The organism is Sphingobacterium sp. UT-1RO-CII-1 (assembly GCF_026711005.1).
GTDB lineage: Bacteria > Bacteroidota > Bacteroidia > Sphingobacteriales > Sphingobacteriaceae > Sphingobacterium.
The window spans coordinates 59,262-83,280 of the sequence record NZ_JAPPVJ010000002.1 but is presented as its reverse complement, the minus strand read 5'-3'; the positions used below and the strand labels follow the sequence as shown (position 1 = coordinate 83,280).

Sequence of the window (24,019 nt, the reverse complement as noted above, 5' to 3'; positions counted from 1 at the left end):
TATTCCTAGAAGTATCTAAAAGCAAATATTTTCCTAACAGCATTTGCTTTGCAATATCAAAATATTATGTACAATAAAAAGACAATAATCGTTTCAAACCGGTTGCCCATCCGAATAGAGAAAAACAATAACGAACTGCAGTTTATCCCCAGTGAAGGAGGTTTAGCTACTGGGCTAGGGTCTATCTACCAACAAGGCAATAATATCTGGGTAGGCTGGCCAGGTTATAATCCAGAAAGCCCCGAAGAAGAAGAGTTTATACGCCAAGAACTTCAGCGGCTCAACCTCGCTCCTGTCTTTTTAACCGAAGATGAAATACAGGGTTATTATGAAGGTTTTTCCAATGAGGTTCTCTGGCCGGTATTTCATTACAGGCTTTCTTATGCTGTCTACGACACTGATAACTGGAATACTTATGCGCAGGTTAACAAGAAATTTGCAGATGCTATAAAAAGGCAGGATATACAAGAAACAGATGAGGTATGGATACACGACTACCAATTAATGCTGTTGCCACAATTGGTAAGAGCAGAATATGAAAATATTTCAATAGGTTATTTTCAACACATTCCTTTTCCTCCGAACGAACTTTTCCGATCCATCCCTTGGCGAGACGAATTAATACAAGGCTTACTTGGTGCCGATCTTATCGCATTCCATACATTTAACGATGCTCAGCACTTTTTAGATGCATGCATGCACCTTTTAGGCTTACCACTTCATAATAACGCTGTTCAAATTGAAGACAGAACCGTCTTTGTCGAAGTTTATCCAATGGGTATAGATTTCAATAAATTCAGCAAATTGGCCGCCAGTGCAGAAATAAAAGAACGGGCTAACGAAATAAAAGACTTTTATCAAAATAGAAAAATCATTCTTTGTATCGATCGCCTAGACTATAGTAAGGGCATAATCGAGCGTTTGCAAGCTTACGAAAGCCTCCTTATCGAGCGCCCTGAGCTGCGTGAAAACATAATGTTATATATGCTAGTCGTTCCGTCGCGGGATTCTGTGCCACAATACAAAGCATTACGCGACGAAATAGATCGCACAGTAGGCCATATTAACTCTGTATATGGTGTAAACGAATGGATTCCGATTGCCTATTTCTATAACTCCTTCGAGCTCGAAGAACTGTCGGCATTATACGTAGCTTCTGACGTGTGCCTTGTCACGTCTATTCGTGATGGCATGAACTTGGTGTGCAAAGAATATATAGCCAGCAAAGAACAAACTTCAGGAGTTCTGGTATTAAGTGAGCTTGCCGGTGCATCCAAAGAACTGATTGACGCTATATTAGTTAATCCCAATTCGATCGATCAGATCCGAGAAGGATTATCACAAGCTTTATTTATGAACGAAATAGAGAAGCGCCAACGTATGGATGAAAACATCGCTGTCGTAAAAAAGTTCAATGTAAACCATTGGGTATCTATCTTTTTTAACCGTTTACGGGAAATCAAAAAGTTACAGCAGGAAGAAAAAGCAAGAAAGGTAAAAATAGAAGTAAAACAGTTCATCCTACATCAATACTCATCTGCTACAAAAAGATTATTATTCTTAGATTACGATGGTACCCTCATGCATTTTCATAGAGATGCTGATGCTGCAATTCCTAACAAAGAATTGTATGTGACGCTCGATGAGCTACAAAGCAACCCTTCGACCCAAGTTGTAATTATCAGTGGCCGGCCACAAAGCACACTTCAAAAATGGTTTGGCGGCCGAGAAATTTTTCTAGTTGCCGAGCATGGCGCCTGTAGCAATTACCCAGATTATCAGTGGCGCTATAAAGATGGTCTTTCGACAGCCTGGAAGGATCCCGTTAGAGAAATAATGAGCAAATTTGCCGACCGCACAGCCGGTTCTTTTGTCGAAGAAAAGTCCTACGCTTTAGCTTGGCATTATCGAAAAGCTCAAATTGGTTTGGGTAAATTAAAAGCCCAGGAGCTCGTCGTTAATCTACAACACCTCATTAGTCAGCACAACCTACAGCTCCTACTCGGAAATAAAGTAATTGAAGTAAAAAACAGTGAACTCAACAAGGGAAAAGCGGCCCTCGAAATAGTCGCAGATTACAAGCCTGATTTTATTTTTGCTATTGGTGATGACGCTACAGACGAAGATATGTTTATTGAACTTCCAGACAATAGTATTACAATAAAAGTAGGTAATGACAAATCCAGGGCCAACTATTATGTAGAAAGCCAAAAAGAAGCGCTACATCTTGTGGAATCGCTGGCTAAAACAAAATAGTACATACATAATAATAAAAAAGAATATATGGTATCAACGAATAGACACACCTATGATAGCGGTATTATCGGAAACTGTTCCTATATCGCGCATGTTCAAAAAAACACAAATATTAGTTGGCTATGCTGGCCGTCCTTTCAAGACTCTTTTGTATTTGGAGGATTATTAGACAAAGGCTTAGGAGGAGAGTTCTCCATATTACCAGATAGTGAAATCGTACATAGCTATCAAGAATATATAGAAAACACAAACGTGTTAACCACAGTTATCGAAAGTGCATTAGGATCTTACCGCGTCACCGACTTCGCTCCTCGCTTCGAGCAGTACGAAAGGTATTTTAAACCATTAATGCTTGTTCGAAAAGTAGAGCCAATTACCGGCAATCCCAAAATTAGAGTTACTTGCGAGCCCACTTTAAATTATGGCTTAGATACTTTGGAAAAGTTCAGAGGCAGCAACCACATTCAATTTGAAAAATCAGGTGTCAAAATGCGTTTAGCGACCACTATGCCAGTTAGCCATTTTTTCGATCCCAGTCCTCATGTTTTAAGTAAACCTATTTATTTGGTATTAACGTATGAGAATCCCTTCGAAAGCCCATTGGAACGCACAGTAGAAGATTTTCTTCATCGCACCGTAGATTATTGGCAAAAATGGGTCAAGAAAGCTTCAATTCCTACTTTTCATCAACAAGCAGTTATAAGATCTGCTTTAGCACTTAAACTTCATCAATATGAAGACACCGGAGCCATCATAGCGGCCAGCACAACCAGTTTGCCCGAATACCCTGGTGCCGAGCGTAACTGGGATTATAGATTCTGCTGGCTTAGAGATAGCTATTATGTATTGACAGCATTAAGTCATATTGGTCATTTCGAAGAAATGGAAAAATATGCATCTTACATCGCTAATATTACACAAACAGATAGTGGTCGTCTCCAACCTTTGTATGGTATCATGGGGCAACATCAACTCACGGAACACACACTTGACTACCTTAATGGTTACCTGGGAAACAAACCTATACGCATTGGGAATCAAGCTCACGAACATATTCAAAACGATGTATACGGACAGGCCCTTATAGCCTTACTCCCCCTATTTACCGATTATAGATTCCGTCACCAAAACTTACGTTCAGCACGTGAATGGACAACTTTCATTCTTAATAAAATAGAAAATACAATTGATGAAAAAGATGCTGGTATATGGGAGTTTCGAAATATCGAGAACCGACATTGTTATTCCAATCTATTTCAATGGGCAGGCGCGACAGCCGCATTAAAAATTGCCAACCAGTATGGCTTTACCGAAATGGCAGCAAAGGCAAAAGGATTAAAAGCCAAAGCTGAACAACATATCGAAAGCTGCTATAGTGAAGAGGAAGAGGCTTATATGAACGCCACCGATAGTGATGATTTAGATGCATCGACATTACAGCTCATCATGATGAACTACCTCGATCCAAATAGTGACCGTGCAAAAAAACATCTAAATCGGTTAGAAAAAGAGCTGAAAGGCGATCATGGCCTCTTTTACCGCTACCTTCACCGTGATGATTTTGGCCGCCCAAAATCTACTTTTCTAGTTTGTGCATTTTGGTATGTGGAAGCACTTGCTTGTGTAGGGCGTTTAGAAGAAGCCAAGGAAATCTTTAATAAATTATTAAAATTTGGCAATCACCTTTCCTTATTTAGTGAAGATGTTGATGATAGTAATGGAAGTCAGTGGGGCAATTTCCCACAAGCTTACAGCCATGTAGGTTTAATGAACGCTGCTTATCGCATAAGTATGAAAATGGATTCACCAACGTTTTTTGAAGGTTAAAAAAAAGGTTCTTTAGGTATATAACACCTAAAGAACCTTTTAAATATTTTGGTTATACTTTCTTAATCTCTCAATAAAGAGATGTCCTCTTGCGGTTTAGGCAAATTCATTGCTTTTATAGCTGTTTTACATTCGTCAACCATCTCCTGTGTCATTTCATATGTATAAGGCCCATAATCATCATATTGCAATGTACCTACATAAAAGAAGCCATAGTTGTCAAAAAATTCTGTTAGATCCAGCTTAGCGACCTCACATGCAGTTTTCACAAAATTAAGTTGGTATACTGCTGGGTTCTGTCCTCTGCTACCATAACCTCCATCATAAGCTCTTCTAGACTGTTTCATTTCTTGTTCTGCCTGTTGGCGGAAACGTTCAAATAAGTCCGGGTAAAAATCTGGATTATTTCCTTTGCCTGCAAAATATAATTGTAATTGCCAGAAAGGCACCAATCTATTAAATACATCAGGCTCTTGCAGTAAGCCTACACCTTTACCATATAAAGTTTCTCTTACTTTTGTATAATTATCTTGTTCAGAAATACGACTTTTATTCCCAAAAGAAGTCGTAACATACAATGAATAGACGTTGTTACTTACCTCTGCCATACCTCCCCAGTTGAAAAAAGGTCTAGTTTGGTGCACATGTCCTACTTCATGGCTAAAACCCCAACAAGGATCTCCTTTAATCACGCTAGCTGGGTCAACAACCATAGCCATCGCATATCCTGGTTTTGTGCCGTTATAAGCTACCCCATCACCGTCTCTAAACATATAATAATTATAGTTTACACGTGTCAATATTTTATTTTCGGGTACACGGTCATATTTAATCAAACCCATGATACGGTGCTGTCTATACACCAAAGAATCATAATTACTTATCAATTCTACCCCTTTACCATATGCGTATTTTTTCAGTGCTTCTACAGGATATGCTACCTGAATATGCTCTCCTAAAGCATCAACTACTGGATAAACAGCATTGTCGATAAATGCATTCCAATCTGTATCATTATGTTTCTTAATATCAAAAACACCATTTACAGCAGCGTCTAAAAAGTGAACGGTGATTGGCTTTTCATTCGCAGGATTTTCTGAGAAATATGAAATATAAGCTAATCCTCCATAGCCTTTTACATCAACAATATTTAACCCATTCTTTAAATTAAAATCTTGCTTATGAATGCCCCATCCATTCGGGTCTTCGGTAGGCTCTATACCTTCGGGCGCACGTCTTTCCCAATTGGGGACCATCAAGCCGGCAGTCTTTCCTTCCATCAAACCATCTAGCAAAATAACATGCTTACCTACCGGCAGATAAATTCCGGTAACATTTTCATATTTACTATAGCCATCGCCAATTGCAAGCTGTCTACCTAATGTACGCGGAGATAAAATTGCGTTATATGTTGCCAATCTATAGTCCGTGTTGTAAGTGCCATCAATCAGCTTCTCAGCGACTGCACGTATTGCTTCATTTTTAATTTTAGCAATGTCTTTCTTTTTTACTCCTTTTGTAAGTCCAGTTGCTAAAGGGTCACTGAAAACTTCAAGCTCTTGATACGTATCTCTAATTTCTCCCGCTGTCTGCGCTTGTGAAACTGAAAATACCCCTGCCATAAAAAACAGAAAAAATAGGTTTTTCTTCATAAAAACATTTAATAATGAGTAAGCAAGATAAACCAATAGTGTCGCTTTTCATCTTTCTCATTTGTAAAATAGACCTTACAGAATCCTCTATAGGTCTAAAAAATGATATACAGCCATTTTAAATCGTTTGCGCAATTTTTCAAGAATTTGAACACGTTTCTAAAATTTCGGCTATTGATATCATGTTTTATCAGATTTTATTAATTTTGACATAGTTTTTGTTCTTATCTCATTATGCTCAAAAGAATGATATGGTTTTGTTTATTAATAGTAGGTTATTTTTTCCTACCGCAAATTGCCATGGCCTGTACCGAGCATACAATCGATGTAAAAACAGATACTAACTGTATCGACTGTTGTACTTCCCCCTCTCATACAGACAATAACACACACACATGTTCTCCTTTTGCCTGTCAGAATAGTTGCCACACATCGATGCCCTTTTATTTGTTTGGACAAGATCTTCAAAAACCGCTTATTACTTTTAAAGCGAAAAGCTATACTTTATACCTCTATCCTTTTTACATATCAAAGGCTTTATCTATCTGGACACCCCCCAAAGTCGTTTAGCTCTTTTCAGAGAAACTTGTTCTTAATAGCACACCTTAACAGCTCAATATAAATCAGCTTAATGCAATTAGCATCAAGTCGCTGTATAGATATCTTGTATAATAAAACAAGTTTCCTATTCAGATGTAAAACTGAGGCAATCGAATAAAATACTTCTTTCAAAGCTATTTAAGCAAGATTGATAGTTCAATTGTTTTCAAAAACTTTACACCGACTAAATGGTTATCTCATTAACAGTTTAATAGAAAAAGTAAATCAAACTTTCGTTGCTCATGAAATAGGGACAATTTATAAATGAATCCTCTTTAAAAAGTAATAGCGCGAATAATTATATACATAATGAAATTCATACAGAGCATAATATTCTTATTGATAGCACAATATTCATTTGGGCAGCAGGTTGTACGATACGACCTTCACATCACAGATACCCTTGTAAATTTTACAGGCAAACAGCGTAAAGCTATCGCAGTAAATGGGCAAATACCAATGCCAACCTTAACGTTCACAGAGGGTGATACTGCTGAAATTGTAGTTCACAACCACTTGAAAGAAGGCACTTCTTTGCATTGGCACGGAGTCTTCTTACCTAACTCCGAGGATGGAGTCCCTTGGTTAACACAACTACCTATAGAACCCAACAGTAGTTTTACATATCGATTTCCAGTGCTACAGAATGGCACCTATTGGTATCATAGCCATTCTGGAATGCAAGAGCAAATCGGGATGTATGGGAATCTTGTTTTTCTAAAGAAGCCAGAAGATCCAAAATTTAGAAAAGGTATCGACGATCTCCCCTCTGTTTCCATTGTCCTTAGTGAATGGACGGATCTTGACCCAGATAATGTTCACCGCATGCTCCATAATGCAAATGACTATTTCGCTATAAAAAAAGGTAGCACACAAAGCTACTCAGAAGCTATCAAAGCAGGACATTTCAAAACCAAATTAAAAAACGAGTGGAAACGCATGCTTGCTATGGATGTGAGCGACATATACTACGAAAAATTTCTTATCAACGGACAGACAGAAAATCAACTCACGCAATTTAAAGCCGGAGATAAGATCCGTTTACGCATCGCTAACGGCGGAGCCTCAAGCTATTTTTGGTTAAACTACGCTGGCGGTAAAATCACAGTGGTTGCCAACGATGGTAACGACGTAGTTCCAGTAAAAGTTGACAGGCTTTTAATCGCAGTATCCGAAACTTACGATATAGTGGTTGAAATCCCCGAAGAGGGCTTCTCTTATGAACTTCTCGCAACTCCTGAAGACCGTTCTAGCTCAGCTTCGCTATTACTGGGTAGCGGAACACCTAAAAAGCACACCCCCTTACCTCATTTAAAATATTTTGAAGGAATGAAGATGATGAATGACATGATGAAAATGAACGGGGATATGAAAAACATGGGTATGGCTATGAGTCTACAGCAAATGGACATGAATGAAGTGATGTATCCTGAAGTATTGACAAAAACAAAGCATGATAATCATCAAATGCACTCCGAGCAAAGCTCTCAGAAAGAAAACATACAACAGCACTCCCCAAAAAGTCAGCATCACGAAATGCAAGTACATGATGAACATCAAAAAAACAGAGAAAATAGCTCAAAGCACCATCACGACATTCAGTCCACTGAAAATGACATTGTAACCTTAAACTATGCAATGCTACAGTCGCCTCATAAAACCAACCTAGATCCTAATCTCCCTGTGCGTAATCTTCGTTTCGAGTTAACAGGGAATATGAACCGCTACGTATGGAGTATGGATAATAAGGTATTCTCAGAAGTTGATAAAATTTTAATTAAAAGAGGAGAAGTGCTCCGCATCGTCCTCTACAATAACTCAATGATGCGACACCCTATGCATCTTCACGGTTTTGATTTTCGGGTACTGAACGGGCAAGGAGATTATGCTCCTTTAAAAAATGTTTTGGATATTATGCCTATGGAAACCGACACCATAGAGTTTGCAGCTAATACACATGGCGATTGGTTCTTTCATTGTCATATTTTATACCACATGATGTCTGGCATGAACCGTGTATTCAGTACAGAAAACCAGCCAGATAACCCCAGGTTACCGCATAAGGAAATGGCATATAAGATGTTAAAAAAGGAAAGCAATATGCCTCATTTTATGTTCCAAAATGATTTTGCTAGCAACGGAAATGATGGTTCAATGATGTTACACAATGCACGCTGGAGCTTAACATCTGAATGGCGCTTAGGTTATAAGGATGCCCATGGTTATGAAGTAGAAACACATCTAGGTCGCTACATAGACAATATGCAATGGCTAATGCCATTTATTGGTTTCGACTACCGTTATCGTAAACAAGGACATAATCAGATCGAAAAAAATATTTTTGGTCAAAAAAACAGTAAAGATAGCCGCGCCTTAGTTTCTGCGGGTGTAGCCTATACTCTACCTTTACTAATCACCTTGCAAGGCGAAATATACCATGATGGAAATGTCCGTTTTCAATTGCTACGACGAGATATCCCCATATCCCCTCGCGTTCGTGCAGGTTTTATGTTCAATACAGACAAAGAATATATGGGAGAATTAGGGTATATTGTTAACAGACTTTTTGGTGTCCGCATGCATTATGACAGCGACATGGGCTTTGGAGCCGGGCTACAAATCACTTATTAAAATCAGATAATTAAAACATTAAACTCAACTTATAGACAAAGTGGCATAGCTTTGAAAAAAGAAATAAACAGAATCTATGCAATAATTCGAAAGTGCCTGCTCTATATTCAGTATTTTCGAAAAGTTTAAAATATCCCATGATCTATGACTCAACTTATTAATTTAAATGCGTTCAAGAACTTCTTGAAATCAAGCAATGCAGGTGGTGCTCTTTTATTTATTTGCGTAGTTATTTCAATGATTATCGCCAATACAAGCGTAGGCCCTGGTCTTGAAAACCTGCTTAACAAAGAGCTGGGCTTCGAAACTGAAAGTATTCACTTACGCTATCCCATCCTCATGTGGATTAACGATGGCTTAATGGCTATATTTTTCTTAATGGTCGGTTTAGAAATCAAAAGAGAAATTGTAGAGGGTGAGCTTTCGTCTCCAAAGAAAGCTTCTTTACCTATTCTATCGGCTATAGGCGGTGCCGCTATTCCGGCTCTTATATATTTGGCTTTCAACAATGGTTTGGAAACACAGCATGGTTGGGGAATCCCAATGGCTACTGATATTGCTTTTGCACTGGCTGTTATTAGTTTATTAGGGAAACATGTTCCTAGCAGTCTTAAAATATTTTTAGCAGCACTCGCTATTGTTGACGATCTAATTGCTATTCTTGTTATAGCATTTTTCTATTCTTCGGGTATTGAGATGACGTACCTTATGTATGCAGCTATAGGTCTAGTTGTTTTGATTATCATGAACCGCATGAACATTCAAAACCCTTATCTCTATTTGATTCCAGGTGCTTTTATTTGGTATTTTGTCCATCATTCGGGCATACATGCTACAATTGCCGGTGTCTTAGTTGCAATGACTATCCCAACAAACGACACCGATATCGAATCACCTTTAGAGCGCCTAGAGCATGCAATAAGCAAACCTGTTAACTTTCTTATCATCCCTTTATTTGCATTTGCCAACACCAATATCACCTTAGAAAGCGAAATGTTGGCCGGTTTAACAGCGCCATTAGGTTTAGGAATTTCCGCAGGCTTACTTATAGGTAAACCTATTGGTATTCTGCTTACTTCTTTCATATGCACCAAATTAAAACTTAGCAGCCTTCCACAAGGCAGTACTTGGAAACATATAGTAGGTGTTGGTTTATTGGCAGGTATAGGTTTTACCATGTCTATTTTCATTTCGATATTATCGTTTTCAGACCCTCTACATGTATCAGAAGCTAAACTATCGATTCTACTAACCTCCTTACTGGCGGGCATTATAGGCTACGTATTCCTTTATTCGAAGAAGACGTACGAATAGCTACAACAAATAATCTTAAGCCCCTTCAAAGCGCAATACTTTCTAGGGGCTTTTTCATGCTTATTCCAAAACAGTAGGATCAAGAAAACACTATTAATACTCACAAATAAAGTGTATTTTCAGCTCTAGATTATACAATAGATGAATAAAAACAACTGGATTTCTAAGAAAATGGGGGCCTTCACTTTACATTATCAGCCCTACACCCTAAGCCTGAAGCATATCTTTACAGTTGCTTCTTTCAGTCGTTCCACTACCCCTGTTCTACTCATCAAACTTAGCTATGAAGGGCTTACAGGCTATGGTGAAGCCAGTATGCCTCCTTATTTAGGCGAATCACAAGATAGTGTAATTCGCTTTCTACAAAAAGTCGATTTATCTTCTTTCCAGTCGCCCTTTCAAACGGCTGATATCTTACAGTATATCGATGATTTAAGCCCGCAAGACACCGCTGCCAAAGCATCCTTAGACATTGCTTTACACGATCTTTTAGGAAAAATAATGGAGCAACCTTATTATAAAATATGGGGCCTAAACCCGGAGAATATTCCGCCTACCTCTTTCACCATCGGCATCGATACCGAAGCTGCTATTCTTAAAAAGGTAGCAGAAGCCCATGACTTCAAGATTCTAAAAGTTAAATTAGGTTTGGATAGCGACCGAATGATTATCAACACCATTCGTTCTGTAACAAATGTTCCTATATGTGCCGACGTCAATCAGGGTTGGAAAATTAAAGAACAGGCTTTAGATATGGCGCATTGGCTACATGAGCAAAATGTACTATTCCTCGAACAACCTATGCCTAAAGAGCAAATCGACGATAACGCCTGGCTTACTGAACATTCCCCTATCCCAACCATCGCAGATGAAGCATGCCAACGCTACGCCGACATACTCGCATTAAAAGATGTATACAGTGGTATTAATATCAAACTCATGAAATGCACAGGTATGCGGGAAGCTAAAAAAATGATCGAATTGGCTCAAGGTCTTAATATGAAAGTTATGTTAGGCTGTATGACCGAGACCTCCTGTGCAATCTCCGCTGCCACACAATTAGCACCTTTAGCCGACTGGGTAGACCTTGACGGTGCATTACTCATCGACAACGATCCATATCAAGGCATCACCGTCGAAAATGGTATTTGCAAGTTAACAGACACGCCCGGTATTGGATTAACTATCTTACCATAGAACTCTAATATAAAACCTCGGTTTACGAACGAAAAACCGATAGACCAAGGTTTTATAAAAGACATTAAAACTACCAGTATAAAGTATACAGGGCAGCTGTAATTAAAACAATTAATAGTGCTCCGACTATAAATGCCGGGTGCGATTTAAACATCTTCGTATCTATCTCTAAACCATTCGGCACGACACCTCTTGCATTATCTACTTTACTGATAATACACATACCTAAAATACAAATCAGGAATACAAAGCCCATACGGTCTATAAAAGGTATCTCATATACACCACTTGCTGGGTTTAAAACTGAAAATCCTGTTGAACTCAAAAAAGATAAATCTACATAATCTGGCATTATCTTAAAGATCACTGATAGAATAAAGCCCCCGATAGTAGCAAACATCGCAGCACGTGATGTGGTTTTCTTCCAGAAGAAACCTAAGATAAACATCGCAAATATACCAGGTGATACAAAGCCTGTATACTCTTGAATATATTGGAATCCACCTTTTTTATCTATTCCCAAATGTGGTGCAATAAGCACGGCCATAATCATCGAAATTATAATGGCAACTTTACCGACATTCACCAATTTCCGTTCACTAGCCGATTTATTAAAAACCTTTTGGTAAATATCCAATGTAAAAATAGTTGCTATACTATTCGCTTTACCCGCCAGAGATGCCACAACTGCTGCAGTTAAAGCTGCAAAAGATAAACCTTTCAGTCCCGAAGGTAATAGATTTAACAATACCGGATATGCTCTATCTGGATTTAACTCTCCCGACTGCATCATTTCGGTCTGAAACAAACCGTCTTTCCATAACACGTAAGCTGCTATTCCTGGCAACACTACAATAATAGGCATCAATAACTTCAAGAATGCTGCAAACAGAATACCATTTCTCGCTGTTTTTAAATCGGCTCCCAAAGCGCGCTGGGTTATATATTGATTACAGCCCCAATAGTTTAAGTTCACAATCCACATGCCACCTATCAGCACAGAAAGTCCTGGCAGATCCAAATAATTCTCATTATCTCTTTTCAATACCATGTGAAAATGCTCCGAAGCTTTATCCACCATCGTTGAATATCCACTTATAATACCTTCCTGTCCATAATGCTCAGAAACCAAACTCAAAGCTAAGTACGTGGTTGCTAATCCGCCCAAGATCAAAAAGAACACCTGAATTACATCCGTGTAACCTATGACTTTCATACCACCTAATGTAATTATCACTGCGAATACAGCAATCAGGTACATACATACTTCCAAGCTGATACCCGATATACTACTTACAGCTAGTGCGCCTAAATAAAGAATAGAAGTCAAGTTTACTACCACATAAAGCATTAACCAAAACACGGCCATAATCATCGCCACTGTCCCGTTATAACGCTTACTTAAAAATTGTGGCATGGTAAATATCTTATTCTTTAAATAAACGGGAATAAAGAATACCGCTACGACTAATAGTGTAATCGCCGCCATCCATTCATAAGTTGCTATCGCCAGCCCCATTTTAAAACCAGAGCCACTCATACCAATGAATTGCTCCGCAGAGATATTAGAAGCAATAAGTGAAGCTCCTATGGCCCACCAAGTCAATGAACCTTCTGCTAAAAAATAATCCTTAGAGTCACCTCCTACGACCCGAGATCTCTTTTTATTATAGACCCATATTCCATAAGATGCCACAATTACAAAGTATACTAAAAAGACTAAGTAATCAGAAGTTGATAAGATATTATTCATGGTGGTTTATGTGATTAATAAGTGCTAAGGTAGTGAAACAATTTAAAATATAAACATTTCAACCAAGGATTTTATCTTTCGATAAAAAACTGTGCTCCAAAATATATAAAGCACAGGTAAATATTTTTACAACAGCAATACGAGCCAGGCCTCATTCACTTCGCCTTTATCAAGATGTGCCTTTGCTTTCAGTTCAATGTGTATGCCTCTCGTATGCTCATCACCGATAAAAGCATTAAGAAGTTCTTGCGTTTCAGGCGCAATACGCAGTGCATCCACCTCTTCGTCTGTCGGGAATTTTTCTATGCTACACAGTAAGTCACAGTCTTCCCTTGTCAGTACTGTGGACTCTTTAATAAACCTAGGCAAATCAATGTATTCCATGAAATTAAATATCTTTACCTAAAGTCTTTCTATAATTTCATCTGCAAAGGCACTTGTCTTCAAAAGCGTAGCACCTTCCATTAAATTATAAAAGTCCACCGTTACTAATTTCTCTTTTATAGTTTTCGCTAAAGCAGCTGTTATCGCATCTGCAGCTTCATGCCATCCCATATAATCCAACATCATTACTCCGCTCAAAATTACCGATGACGGATTCATACTATCAGTACCAGCAAAACGTGGTGCTGTACCGTGTGTTGCTTCAAAAATAGCATGACCAGTTTTAAAATTAATATTTGCGCCGGGAGCAATTCCTATTCCGCCTACCATTGCTGCCAATGCATCGGATATATAATCCCCGTTCAGGTTCATCGTTGCTACCACCGAATAATCTCTGGGCGCTATTAAAATCTGTTGCAAAAAATTATCTGCAATAATATCTTTCACAATTACTTTGCCCGAGGCCTCTGCTTCTCTTTGTTCTGCATTAGCTGCTTCCTGTCCTTTTTCATTCTTCGTTCGCTCCCATTGCCCCCAAGTATACGTTTGCTCTCCAAATTCTTTCTCTGCCACATCAAACCCCCACTGCTTAAATGCTCCTTCAGTAAACTTCATGATATTACCTTTATGCACAATCGTTACAGATGGTTTTTTATGCATTATCGCATATTCTAATGCTGCCCGTACTAAACGCTTAGACCCCTCTTCGGATACTAATTTAATGCCTAATCCGGTTGAATTTGAAAAAGAATAATCAACTTTCAGTTCATCTTTCAAAAAATCTTGTAGCTGCCCTGCTTCTTCACTACCTGAGGCAAACTCAATTCCAGCATATATATCTTCCGTATTCTCACGAAAAATCACCATATCCACATACTCTGGATGTTTTACAGGCGACGGTACGCCTTCATACCATTTTGTAGGTCGTTGACATACATACAAATCCAATGCTTTTCTTAGCGCAACATTTAAGGAGCGTATACCACCACCAATTGGTGTTGTTAACGGACCTTTAATACCTACTAAATAAGTATCAAACACATCAAGCGTTTCTTTAGGTAACCACTCTCCCGTTTCTTGGAAAGCCTTTTCTCCAGCCAATACCTCTTTCCAAACAATCTGCCGCTCCCCTGCATAACACTTTTCTACAGCTTCATCAAAAACACGAACAGCTGCACGCCATATATCCGGTCCTATACCGTCACCAATAATAAAAGGCACCGTTGGATGCATGGGTACATTTAAAACACCATGCTGTCCCATTGTAATTTTTTGTTCCATACCCATCTACTTATTTTTATTAAACATGTTTCCTATCTCCCTACTCAATTTACGGAATATAGGTGCTGTTTGTACATCTTCATAATCGTCGATATACTTATATGCCCTACGGCTCGAGAATATTAAAATGAGGTTTTGGTTTTTAAAATAGCGTCCCAAACGTTTTGCTAAGCCATCAAATGAATCCCTATATGAAACTTCGCCGTAACGTGATGTAACAAAAACCAGTAAAGAATCTGCATTACTAAAAGTTGCTAAACCATATACATTATCCCAATCTTCATAGTTGTTAAAATGTGTAGGCACACTTGCTTTACTCTGCTCTAAAGCTATCCGTATAGCACTTTCAGTTCGCGCATCCGACACAAAATTAAGTGGTATAGATAACTCTTGTGCCAATTTGATCATTTTTTCCATCCAAAAATCAAAGCCCATCTCCGATTCTGCCAATGGCGGCACAAATAAAGTAATAGACTTGTTCGACAAGAAAGGTTTATCAAATTTGCACATAAAAAGATTAGCGTCCGTACGATTCAAAATACTCTCTGCTTTTTCCCCCACCAATTTGTCAATAAATGACGTAGCGCTTGGCCACCCCAAAATCACGCAGTTAGCAAAAAGTTCTTTCGATGTACGCCCGATACCACTAGCGATATTATAATCTATGGTTGTCAGTAAATCCACCTCTGTTTCAGAGCCTGAGGCGTATTTTGCCATGCTATCCAAATTCTCCCTTGCATGCGCCATATTACGCTCTGCTTGTTCATTATCAGGCACAACACTTAAAATACTCAAAGGATACAGTGATTTTTCAGACTTGATTAAAGTTGCAAAATCCAATATTGGCTTCATGTTAGCCATATTCGCTAAAGGAATTAAGATATGCTCTTCATCCTCCGGAACGGGTTCCTCGTCAAAATCATCCTGATGTCCTTCAATAACAATCTTGCGTGAGGCATTCTCTGTCACTACAGAGGCTATAATGCATGTAATTAAAATTAATACAATCGTTCCGTTCAGTACATTCTCGTCAATAATTTCGCGATCGTAGCCTACCATAATAATTGCCAAAGTAGCTGCTGCGTGCGCATTACTTAAACCAAAAATCAGATTACGCTGATTGTTGGAGTATTTAAACAACAATTTCGTTACTGTAGCCGCTAAATACTTCCCCGCCACAGCAACTACTGTCAAAGTAGCTGTAATAATGAGTGCAGTGGGGCCTTTTGTCAATACACTCACGTCTACAATCATCCCTACCGAAATCAAAAAGAAGGGAATAAAAATAGCATTTCCTATAAACTCAATCCTATTCATTAATGCTGACGAGTGTGGGATCAACTTATTTAAAGCCAAACCAGCCACGAAAGCTCCTATAATGGGCTCTAAGCCGGCAATCTCTGCCAAGAAAGCTGCAAAAAACACCACCGCCAACACAAAAATATAATGTGCTGTTTTCTCACTTTCAATTTTTTGGAAAAACCACTTCGCTATTCTCGGTATAACCCCGAACATAATCAGTAAGAATACCGTAAAAGAAACTCCTAACGTCACCCAAAACTCCTGATTTAAACTTCCCTGCGAGGCTCCAGTGATGATCGCTAAAATAATCAACACCGCTGTATCTGTCAATATTGTCCCTCCAATAGTAATGGCTACAGCCTCATTTTTGGATATCCCGTAACTATTTACAATAGGGTACGAAACCAATGTATGTGTTGCAAACATACTTGCAATTAATATGCTGGATAGCAAGCCATAATCAAGCAAATAGTAACACACCGGAAAGCCAATACTAATAGGAATGATAAACGTCAGAAAGCCAAAAACTAGGCTTCGATTCTTAGTCTTTTTAAATTCATTCATATCTAGCTCCAAACCGGCTATAAACATGATATAGAGAAGCCCAATAGTAGAAAACAAGTCAATAGCATCAACGCCATTACCCTGCAATGCGGCCTTATCCATTTTAGTCAACCAATTCAAACCATGCGGCCCCAAAATGACACCAAATAGAATAAAGCCTATTATTCCTGGCACTTTAATAGGGCGTAATAGAATTGGTGATACTAAAATAATAGTTAATATTAGCGAAAAAACTAATACAGGATTCGTTATAGGGGTAGAAAATGCTTCAGAAACATGATGTAAGAATTTCTCCATATACTATGATTTTAGAGCAATTATAATGATAAAAAAATAATTTCACGATTTACATTTCAACAATCAGCCCGTTTGGCTCTGATTATTATATAAAACCTTATTTAAACTGTATAGTTTTAATCGGAGATATTTTACTGACCAACATGGCAGGAAGAAACAAAGAAAGTATGCCTATAGCAACCAAAGCTATATTTAAACCTACAACTTCATACCAAGTGATATACATCGGGACATATTCAATATAATAAATAGCTGGGTCTAAAGTGAAAAAGTGAGTGCTTGTTTGAAGCGCATATAGCAATAAAGCTACTCCATTACCGATAAGCAGCCCAATACCTACCATATAAATCGAGCTATACAAAAACACTTTTCGAATACCTCCATTATGGTAGCCTAAGGCTTTCAATACACCAATCATAGAAACGCGTTCCAGTATACTGATTAATAAAGACGATATCATATTGATCACAGCTACAATAACCATCAAAACAAAAATCACATTGTCGTTCATATCCAACATATTCAACCAATTAAATATATCAGGCATCTGCTCTACAATATTTGTTGCACTATAATCTATAGGTAATAGATCATTGATCTGCTCGCTTACTGTCTCTAATGAGTCAAATGATGCGATATGAAGCTGATATGCTCCAACCTCATTTTCACTTAAATTATTCAGTGTACGGATCAGGTTCAAAGAACCAATTACATAAGTTTTATCCAACTCTTCGGTATGTGTCGCAAAAATTCCCTTTACTGTAAAAGGTCTTTTACGTATAGGCTCTTGTACAAAGTACATAATAAACTTATCTCCCACACTTAAATTCAGCCTTTTCGCAATCAACTCTGACACCAATAGCTGTGTATCCGCATTAGCAGTAAAATCTAATGTATCTCCAGCTACAATATTCCGCTGAAAATACTTTTGATCGTAAGTCCCATCCACCCCCTTCACCAAAACACCTTCCACCTCCCCTTTCACATTCATAATCCCCGCTTTTGTGGCAAAAGGTGTTATAGAAAGTACTTCTTTATTATTTTTCAGCTCTTCCAGATCCTCTTTCGAAAGTTCTATCGGTGTATTCTCGTACGAGTAATTCAGATCATTTTTCGTGATAACTATATCTCCAAAAAATCCCCGTTGCTTTTCTATAATCTCTGTTTTAAAACCGTTTAAAATAGCAATTGATAAAATAATCGCGCAGATAGCCAGTGCAAGCGCACCTATTGTAATACGCACAATGAGCTTCGAAAAAGTCCGATGCCCTAAAAACATAATACGCTTAGCTAAGAAATAGGGAAAATTCAACCTGAAAATTTATTTGTAACTTAGCAAAGTTAACATTTTTTATCAATCGTGACAGCTAGGTCACACTATAAGGTTTTAATTATTATATGCGCATAATTTTCATGGGTACGCCGGATTTTGCTGTGGCGTCTTTACAAGCTCTATTACAAGCAGGTGAAAATGTAGTAGCTGTTGTTACATCGACAGACAAACCCGCTGGTCGGGGTCAAAAACTCCAAGAATCAGCTGTAAAGAAATTTGCTGTAGCCCACAACATTCCTGTACTACAACCCGTGAAATTAAAAGATTCTACATTTTTAGAAGAGCTAGCTTCCTATCAAGCTGATCTCCAGGTTGTCGTCGCTTTCAGAATGCTGCCCGAAGTTGTATGGAATATGCCTCCGAAAGGTACGATTAACGTACATGCCTCTTTATTGCCTCAATATCGGGGTGCTGCGCCAATTAATCATGCCATCATGAACGGAGAAACCAAGACGGGCGTCACTACTTTTATGCTTCAACATGAAATTGACACCGGCGTGGTTCTTTTCGCCACAGAAACGCCCATCACATCAACAGACAACGCAGGTACTCTACATGACAAGTTAATGCAAAGTGGCGCCGAAACCCTTATAAAAACAGTGCATGCTATAAAGTCTGGTAATATTCAGCCCATAGAACAAAACACCTTAATCAACGAACCTCTAAAAAGTGCGCCCAAAATATTCAAAGAAGATTGTCTTATAGACTGGAACGACAGCACTGAGAATGTTTACAATAAAATAAGAGGTCTTAGTCCTTACCCTGCTGCTTACACGATATTAGAAGGCAAAACCCTGAAAATATACGATATTGAGAAAGATTCTAACGTAACAGCAACAGCTGGGAGTTTTGAAACTGACGGTAAAACACAACTCTCTTTTTCTACTGCCGATGGTCGTATTCTAATTAAAGAACTTCAAATCGAAGGTAAAAAGAGAATGAGCACTGTCGATTTCTTACGTGGTTATCGTTTTGATATTTAGTGTTCCTCGTCGTCTTCAACATATTTAATGAGATCGCCTGGCTGACAGTCTAAAACCCTGCATAAGGCATCTAAAGTACTTAAACGTATAGCTTTAGATTTTTGATTTTTGATAATCGATAAATTTGACAAGGTAATGCCAACTTTTTGGCTTAACTCGTTCAACGACATTTTGCGTTTTGACATCATGTCATCTAGATGAATTTTAATAGGCATGGTATATTATTTAATAATGTTCATATATTATCAATAGTCCTAATTTTACTTCGTAATTATTATTTCATGTAACTGTGTCATACTTGTCATGCATCTTTATATACATATAATAGTAACAAATAAGATACGCACTTGTTTATTGTTTTGGGTAAAAAATGCACATCACATAGGTAAACTCTTTTAAAAGGCTGACTTATAACCCTTTCAACACAATATCAACATTATTTTATCAAAAATAAAATAAAACTGCCATTCTTTCGTTAAAGTAGATATGTTAAGTTGTTGGAATACTTTTTGTTGCCTTATAAGTGCAGAAAGATGCCGGCATAAACAACTCATAATGAATGTTCACTTTACACTCATATGAAGGTTTTCCGATTATTTTTTCGTATTTTCGCAAACATTTCAAAGAGAAAGGTTTTTATATAATAGATGAGACAGCTCAAAATCACACAATCCATTACCAATCGCGAATCACAGTCCCTGGACAAGTATTTGCACGAAATTGGTAAAGTCGACTTAATTACCGCAGAGGAAGAAGTTATTTTGGCCCAACGCATTCGCGAAGGAGACCAAGTGGCTTTAGAAAAACTTACAAAAACCAACTTACGTTTCGTTGTTTCTGTTGCAAAACAATATCAGAATCAAGGTCTTACTTTAGGTGACTTGATCAACGAGGGCAATTTAGGCTTAATTAAAGCAGCAAAACGTTTTGACGAAACCAAAGGTTTTAAGTTTATTTCTTATGCTGTATGGTGGATTCGACAATCTATTTTACAAGCTATTGCCGAGCAATCCCGTATTGTTCGTTTACCTTTGAACCAAGTTGGTTCACTAAGTAAAATCAGCAAAGCTTTCTCCAGATTGGAACAAGAGTATGAGCGCGAGCCTTCTCCGGAAGAATTAGCTGACATCTTAGAGACTACGGTTGACAAAGTGTCAGACACACTTAGCAATTCAGGTAGACATGTATCCATGGATGCACCCTTTGTACAGGGCGAGGAGAACACGTTATTAGATGTTCTTGAAAACGCAGATCCAGATACAGACAGTATCCTAATTGACGAGTCGCTTTCCGAAGAAATCAGACGTTCATTATCGACCTTGACAGAGCGTGAGCGAGAAATTATTATCTTATTTTTTGGTCTTGGCACTAATCATCAATTGTCGTTAGAAGAAATTGGTGAGAAATTCTCTTTAACTAGAGAGCGCGTACGCCAAATTAAAGATAAAGCTCTACAACGCCTGCGTCACACGTCACGGAGTAGAATTTTAAAATCTTATTTAGGCTAGATAGCTAGTCTTTATAACTGCACTTAGATGCGCAACTGGAGAGGTTGCGCATTTTTTTTGACTTTATTTTACGCTAACTTTTTTAATAAAAAAAGCTGCAGAACCAATCAGGCCCTGCAGCTTTCTATTCATGCGACGTTCTATTTACTTAACCTCTTCCGGTAATAAAATAAACTTAAATAGCTTCTCGTCTTTCAAGTATTTGTTAGCTACCTCTTTCACAGACTCTACTGTCACATTCTCCAAATCCTCCAAATAGCCTTGAACTATATAACTCGGATCATCACCACGTTGATATAAACCTGTTAATTGTCCTAACCAAAAACCATTATCCTTAAGTGATAGCTCTAGCGCGCGTTTCTTTTCGATTTTAAATTTATCTAAATCTGCTTGCGCCGGGCCGTTTTCCTTCACTTTACGCAACTCATCCATAGCCGAAGCCATCAACGACTCATATTTTTCGGTTCCTGTGCCAAACGACACTGTAAAACTGTAACGCTCTTTAGGTAACCTTGTTATTGACGAACGGGCTCCTGTGCCATACACACCACTTTCATCTTCGCGTAAGCGCTCAATAAGTTTAATGCTCATCACACTTTCCAGAGCCGACATATTCATATTTTCGGTTTTCCCATAATTGTAATCCCCGTAATATGTCATTGTCACATTTGCTTTTGGCTCCTGTCCTTTATAAACTATTTGTTCATATCCCTCTGCCGGTTCAGTTATTCCCAAATCTTTTGCATCTTCTTTTCTGCTAATATTTGGCAAAGACGCTACATACTTCTCTAAGTATGGAACTATCTCTTCTTCGTTGAAAGATCCTACAATGGTAAATACAAAATCCGAAGCATCTGCAAAACGTTCTTTATAAATTTCTAGCGCGCGTGCCTGGTTTATCTTATTGATACCTTCTGCTTCAACTGGCGTACGGCGGATATTGTTGTTGTACAATCGTCCTGTTACACTTTTGCTAAACACAAAGGATGGGTCACTTTCCCTATTCTCCATCATAGAAAGCGATTTGGAAATTATACTCTGAAAAATATCATCTTCTATCCTCGGCGCTGTAAAGTAGGCGTGTATCAACTCGAAAGCTGTTGTCAAACCTTCTTTATCCGCATACCCCGAAAGACCTTCCATACGTTCAGTAATATAAGGGCTAATATTCACGTTCTTGCCCGTCATATACTTCTGTAATTCAATGGTATTCAACTGCCCTACACCGCTGCTATTTATTAGGTTTGCGGCATTAGACGCCGAGTAATAATCCTCATCACTATATAGAGAAGTCCCGCCTGAACTAAATGCACTAATTAAAATCTGATCGTTTTTAAAAGTTGTCGGTTTTAAAACCACCTTCACGCCATTGCTTAATACAAGCTCTGTGCTTTCTATGACCTCTATAGATTTTTTATTCGTTATCGCACCAGCTTGTGGTTCATTTTCCAACAACGGCAACTCAGAAACCTTGTCCACATAAGGTGCAATATCCTCGGCCTCCATTTCTTTAAACCAAGTGTTCACTATGTCTTCTGTAGGTAGCACAGCCTTTTCTTTATCCGGAGCCATAATAATGATATCCCGATTCAAATCTGTATAATACGTTTTCCCTACAGCTTCTACCTCTTTGAGGGTCAAGGTTGGCAACAATTGCTTAGTCAATTGATACGAATCTTCGTTGCCCAGTGCTGGTGCATCTGATAGGTAATAATTCAAATAACGATTCACATAAGAATCAGATTTTTTCTTATCACGCTCTATGTACCCCACCTCGTTACCTTTATTCATTGCAGATATCACTCGTGCAAATTCCGTCTCCGAAAAACCATGGCGTTGAACACGTTCCAGCTCACGCACTAAAGCTTTAAAGCCTTGCTCAAACTCTCCTGGCTTAGCTACAAACAAAGGGTTATAAGCATCTAAATTACCGAACAAGCCGCCAAAGCTAAACTGAGCCTGTATAAAAGGCGGGTTAGCACTCTGGCCAAGCTCTCCTAGGCGAGCATTGATCATACTACTGTAAACAGACCTAAGCAGAGACTGGCGGTAATCTTTTACCGTTTTGACATCCTTATCCTCATGCTTAATCATAATCTGACCTATTGTGTAGGTCATTTCAGGATCGGTGACCACTACAAATTGATTTTTATTCAGTAGAGGAATCGTATATTTCTCTAAAGGCTTCGGGTTATCAGGTGTTTTCAGGTCCGAAAATAAGCGTTTCACCTCACTTTCCATCGCATCTACATCGATATCACCTACAATAATTATCGACTGTAAGTCTGGCCTATACCAATCTGCATGAAACTTACGCAATTCTTCATAAGGGAAATTCGTGATTACATCTTTAGTACCAATAGGCAACCTATTTGAGAACCTTGAGTTGTTCAGCATAACTGGTAAGTACTGATCTTGCATACGTTGTCCAGCTCCCCTTCCTCCACGCATCTCTTCCAATACGACACCACGCTCTTTATCAATCTCATCTTCATCCAATAGAGCATCCTGTGCCCAATCCCGCATAATCTGCAGACCGTTTTTCAACAATTCAGGATCATCCGACGGTATCGGCAATTGATAAACAGTCTGTTCGAACCCCGTGTATGCATTTAAATCACTACCAAAACGCACGCCAGCTTTTTGTAGATAATCTACCAGTTCATTCTTCGGAAAGTTTTTCAAACCGTTAAAATTCATATGCTCTAGAAAATGCGCTAACCCCAGTTGCTCTTCTGTTTCTAAAACTGAACCTACTTTATTCGCCAAATACATCGTTACACGATCTTTTGGTTCGATGTTTTTGCGGATAAAATACTGAAAGCCATTCGCCAGCTTTCCAACTTTAACTTCATTATCAAATGGCAAAGCCGCATTCCACGACAAGGTATCCTGCACTAAAATCTGCCTAGCCTCAACCGACATATTAGTCGGAGCTGCTTCTGCTGTCGAAAGCAAGGCAGGCACTAAAAATGCTAATGCCAATGGCTTGAATATATTCATATGTATTTATTAATTGTTTTTTTATATGGTTATCTAAAAATCAAAACATCATGTACTAAAGTTTGAAAAAAGAAGACTAATTCCTACTTGTACAGCCTTTATTACATGTTTATTTCATCTGTTTATATTAGTAT

General features: G+C 38.3%; 15 protein-coding genes. 7 read left to right on the top strand and 8 right to left on the bottom strand.

The genetic code is table 11. The annotated features are described in order from the left end of the window. The first annotated feature begins 66 nt into the window (after positions 1 to 66). On the top strand, positions 67 to 2,256 hold the full coding sequence (locus ORI89_RS04240; RefSeq protein ID WP_268229198.1) for a bifunctional alpha,alpha-trehalose-phosphate synthase (UDP-forming)/trehalose-phosphatase: 2,190 nt from the start codon (positions 67 to 69) through the stop codon (positions 2,254 to 2,256). 27 nt (positions 2,257 to 2,283) lie between these two features. Then, complete coding sequence (locus ORI89_RS04235) at positions 2,284 to 4,083, top strand: glycoside hydrolase family 15 protein (RefSeq protein ID WP_268229197.1); 1,800 nt, start codon at positions 2,284 to 2,286, stop codon at positions 4,081 to 4,083. 62 nt (positions 4,084 to 4,145) lie between these two features. On the opposite strand, the gene ORI89_RS04230 is transcribed toward ORI89_RS04235, so the two are convergent. Beyond that, a complete protein-coding gene (locus ORI89_RS04230) occupies positions 4,146 to 5,735 on the bottom strand; it encodes a M60 family metallopeptidase (protein WP_268229196.1) in 1,590 nt (529 codons plus the stop codon). Positions 5,736 to 6,644: 909 nt separating this feature from the next. On the opposite strand from ORI89_RS04230, the gene ORI89_RS04225 reads away from it, so the two are divergent. The 3 genes from ORI89_RS04225 to ORI89_RS04215 all read left to right on the top strand — a co-directional run bounded on the left by ORI89_RS04225 (position 6,645) and on the right by ORI89_RS04215 (position 11,477). Next, positions 6,645 to 8,966, top strand: a complete 2,322-nt coding sequence (locus ORI89_RS04225; protein ID WP_268229195.1) for a multicopper oxidase domain-containing protein — start codon at positions 6,645 to 6,647, stop codon at positions 8,964 to 8,966. A gap of 144 nt (positions 8,967 to 9,110) precedes the next feature. Continuing rightward, positions 9,111 to 10,280 carry a Na+/H+ antiporter NhaA gene (gene nhaA, locus ORI89_RS04220; RefSeq protein WP_268229194.1) on the top strand — a complete coding sequence of 390 codons (1,170 nt, stop codon included), beginning with the start codon at positions 9,111 to 9,113 and terminating at the stop codon, positions 10,278 to 10,280. A 171-nt stretch (positions 10,281 to 10,451) separates the two neighbouring features. After that, complete coding sequence (locus ORI89_RS04215; RefSeq protein ID WP_268229193.1) at positions 10,452 to 11,477, top strand: dipeptide epimerase; 1,026 nt, start codon at positions 10,452 to 10,454, stop codon at positions 11,475 to 11,477. A 70-nt stretch (positions 11,478 to 11,547) separates the two neighbouring features. Here ORI89_RS04215 and ORI89_RS04210 read toward each other — a convergent pair whose 3' ends face one another. The 5 genes from ORI89_RS04210 to ORI89_RS04190 form a co-directional block, all read right to left on the bottom strand. Beyond that, on the bottom strand, positions 11,548 to 13,230 hold the full coding sequence (locus ORI89_RS04210) for a sodium/sugar symporter (RefSeq protein ID WP_268229192.1): 1,683 nt from the start codon (positions 13,228 to 13,230) through the stop codon (positions 11,548 to 11,550). Between the two features lie 126 nt (positions 13,231 to 13,356). Further along, entirely contained in the window at positions 13,357 to 13,614 is a 258-nt protein-coding gene (locus ORI89_RS04205; RefSeq protein WP_268229191.1) for a hypothetical protein, read from the bottom strand. Positions 13,615 to 13,632: 18 nt separating this feature from the next. Further along, positions 13,633 to 14,895 (bottom strand): NADP-dependent isocitrate dehydrogenase, encoded by a 1,263-nt coding sequence (gene icd / locus ORI89_RS04200; RefSeq protein ID WP_268229190.1) that lies wholly within the window; start codon positions 14,893 to 14,895, stop codon positions 13,633 to 13,635. Between the two features lie 6 nt (positions 14,896 to 14,901). Then, positions 14,902 to 17,058: a cation:proton antiporter gene (locus tag ORI89_RS04195; RefSeq protein ID WP_268229189.1), complete on the bottom strand. Its 2,157-nt coding sequence runs from the start codon at positions 17,056 to 17,058 to the stop codon at positions 14,902 to 14,904. A gap of 97 nt (positions 17,059 to 17,155) precedes the next feature. Continuing rightward, positions 17,156 to 18,337 carry an ABC transporter permease gene (locus ORI89_RS04190; RefSeq protein ID WP_268229188.1) on the bottom strand — a complete coding sequence of 394 codons (1,182 nt, stop codon included), beginning with the start codon at positions 18,335 to 18,337 and terminating at the stop codon, positions 17,156 to 17,158. A gap of 119 nt (positions 18,338 to 18,456) precedes the next feature. On the opposite strand from ORI89_RS04190, the gene fmt reads away from it, so the two are divergent. Further along, entirely contained in the window at positions 18,457 to 19,374 is a 918-nt protein-coding gene (fmt, locus tag ORI89_RS04185; RefSeq protein WP_268229187.1) for a methionyl-tRNA formyltransferase, read from the top strand. Here the strand turns inward: fmt and ORI89_RS04180 are convergent. Continuing rightward, a complete protein-coding gene (locus ORI89_RS04180) occupies positions 19,371 to 19,562 on the bottom strand; it encodes a helix-turn-helix domain-containing protein (RefSeq protein WP_268229186.1) in 192 nt (63 codons plus the stop codon). The two genes, fmt and ORI89_RS04180, sit on opposite strands and share 4 nt — an antisense overlap. A gap of 459 nt (positions 19,563 to 20,021) precedes the next feature. On the opposite strand from ORI89_RS04180, the gene ORI89_RS04175 reads away from it, so the two are divergent. After that, the gene (locus tag ORI89_RS04175) at positions 20,022 to 20,882 is read left to right on the top strand and encodes a sigma-70 family RNA polymerase sigma factor (protein WP_268229185.1); all 861 of its coding nucleotides are present in this window, start codon (positions 20,022 to 20,024) and stop codon (positions 20,880 to 20,882) included. Positions 20,883 to 21,026: 144 nt separating this feature from the next. Here the strand turns inward: ORI89_RS04175 and ORI89_RS04170 are convergent, their stop codons facing one another. Beyond that, a complete protein-coding gene (locus tag ORI89_RS04170) occupies positions 21,027 to 23,885 on the bottom strand; it encodes a M16 family metallopeptidase (RefSeq protein WP_268229184.1) in 2,859 nt (952 codons plus the stop codon). Positions 23,886 to 24,019 lie beyond the last annotated feature (134 nt).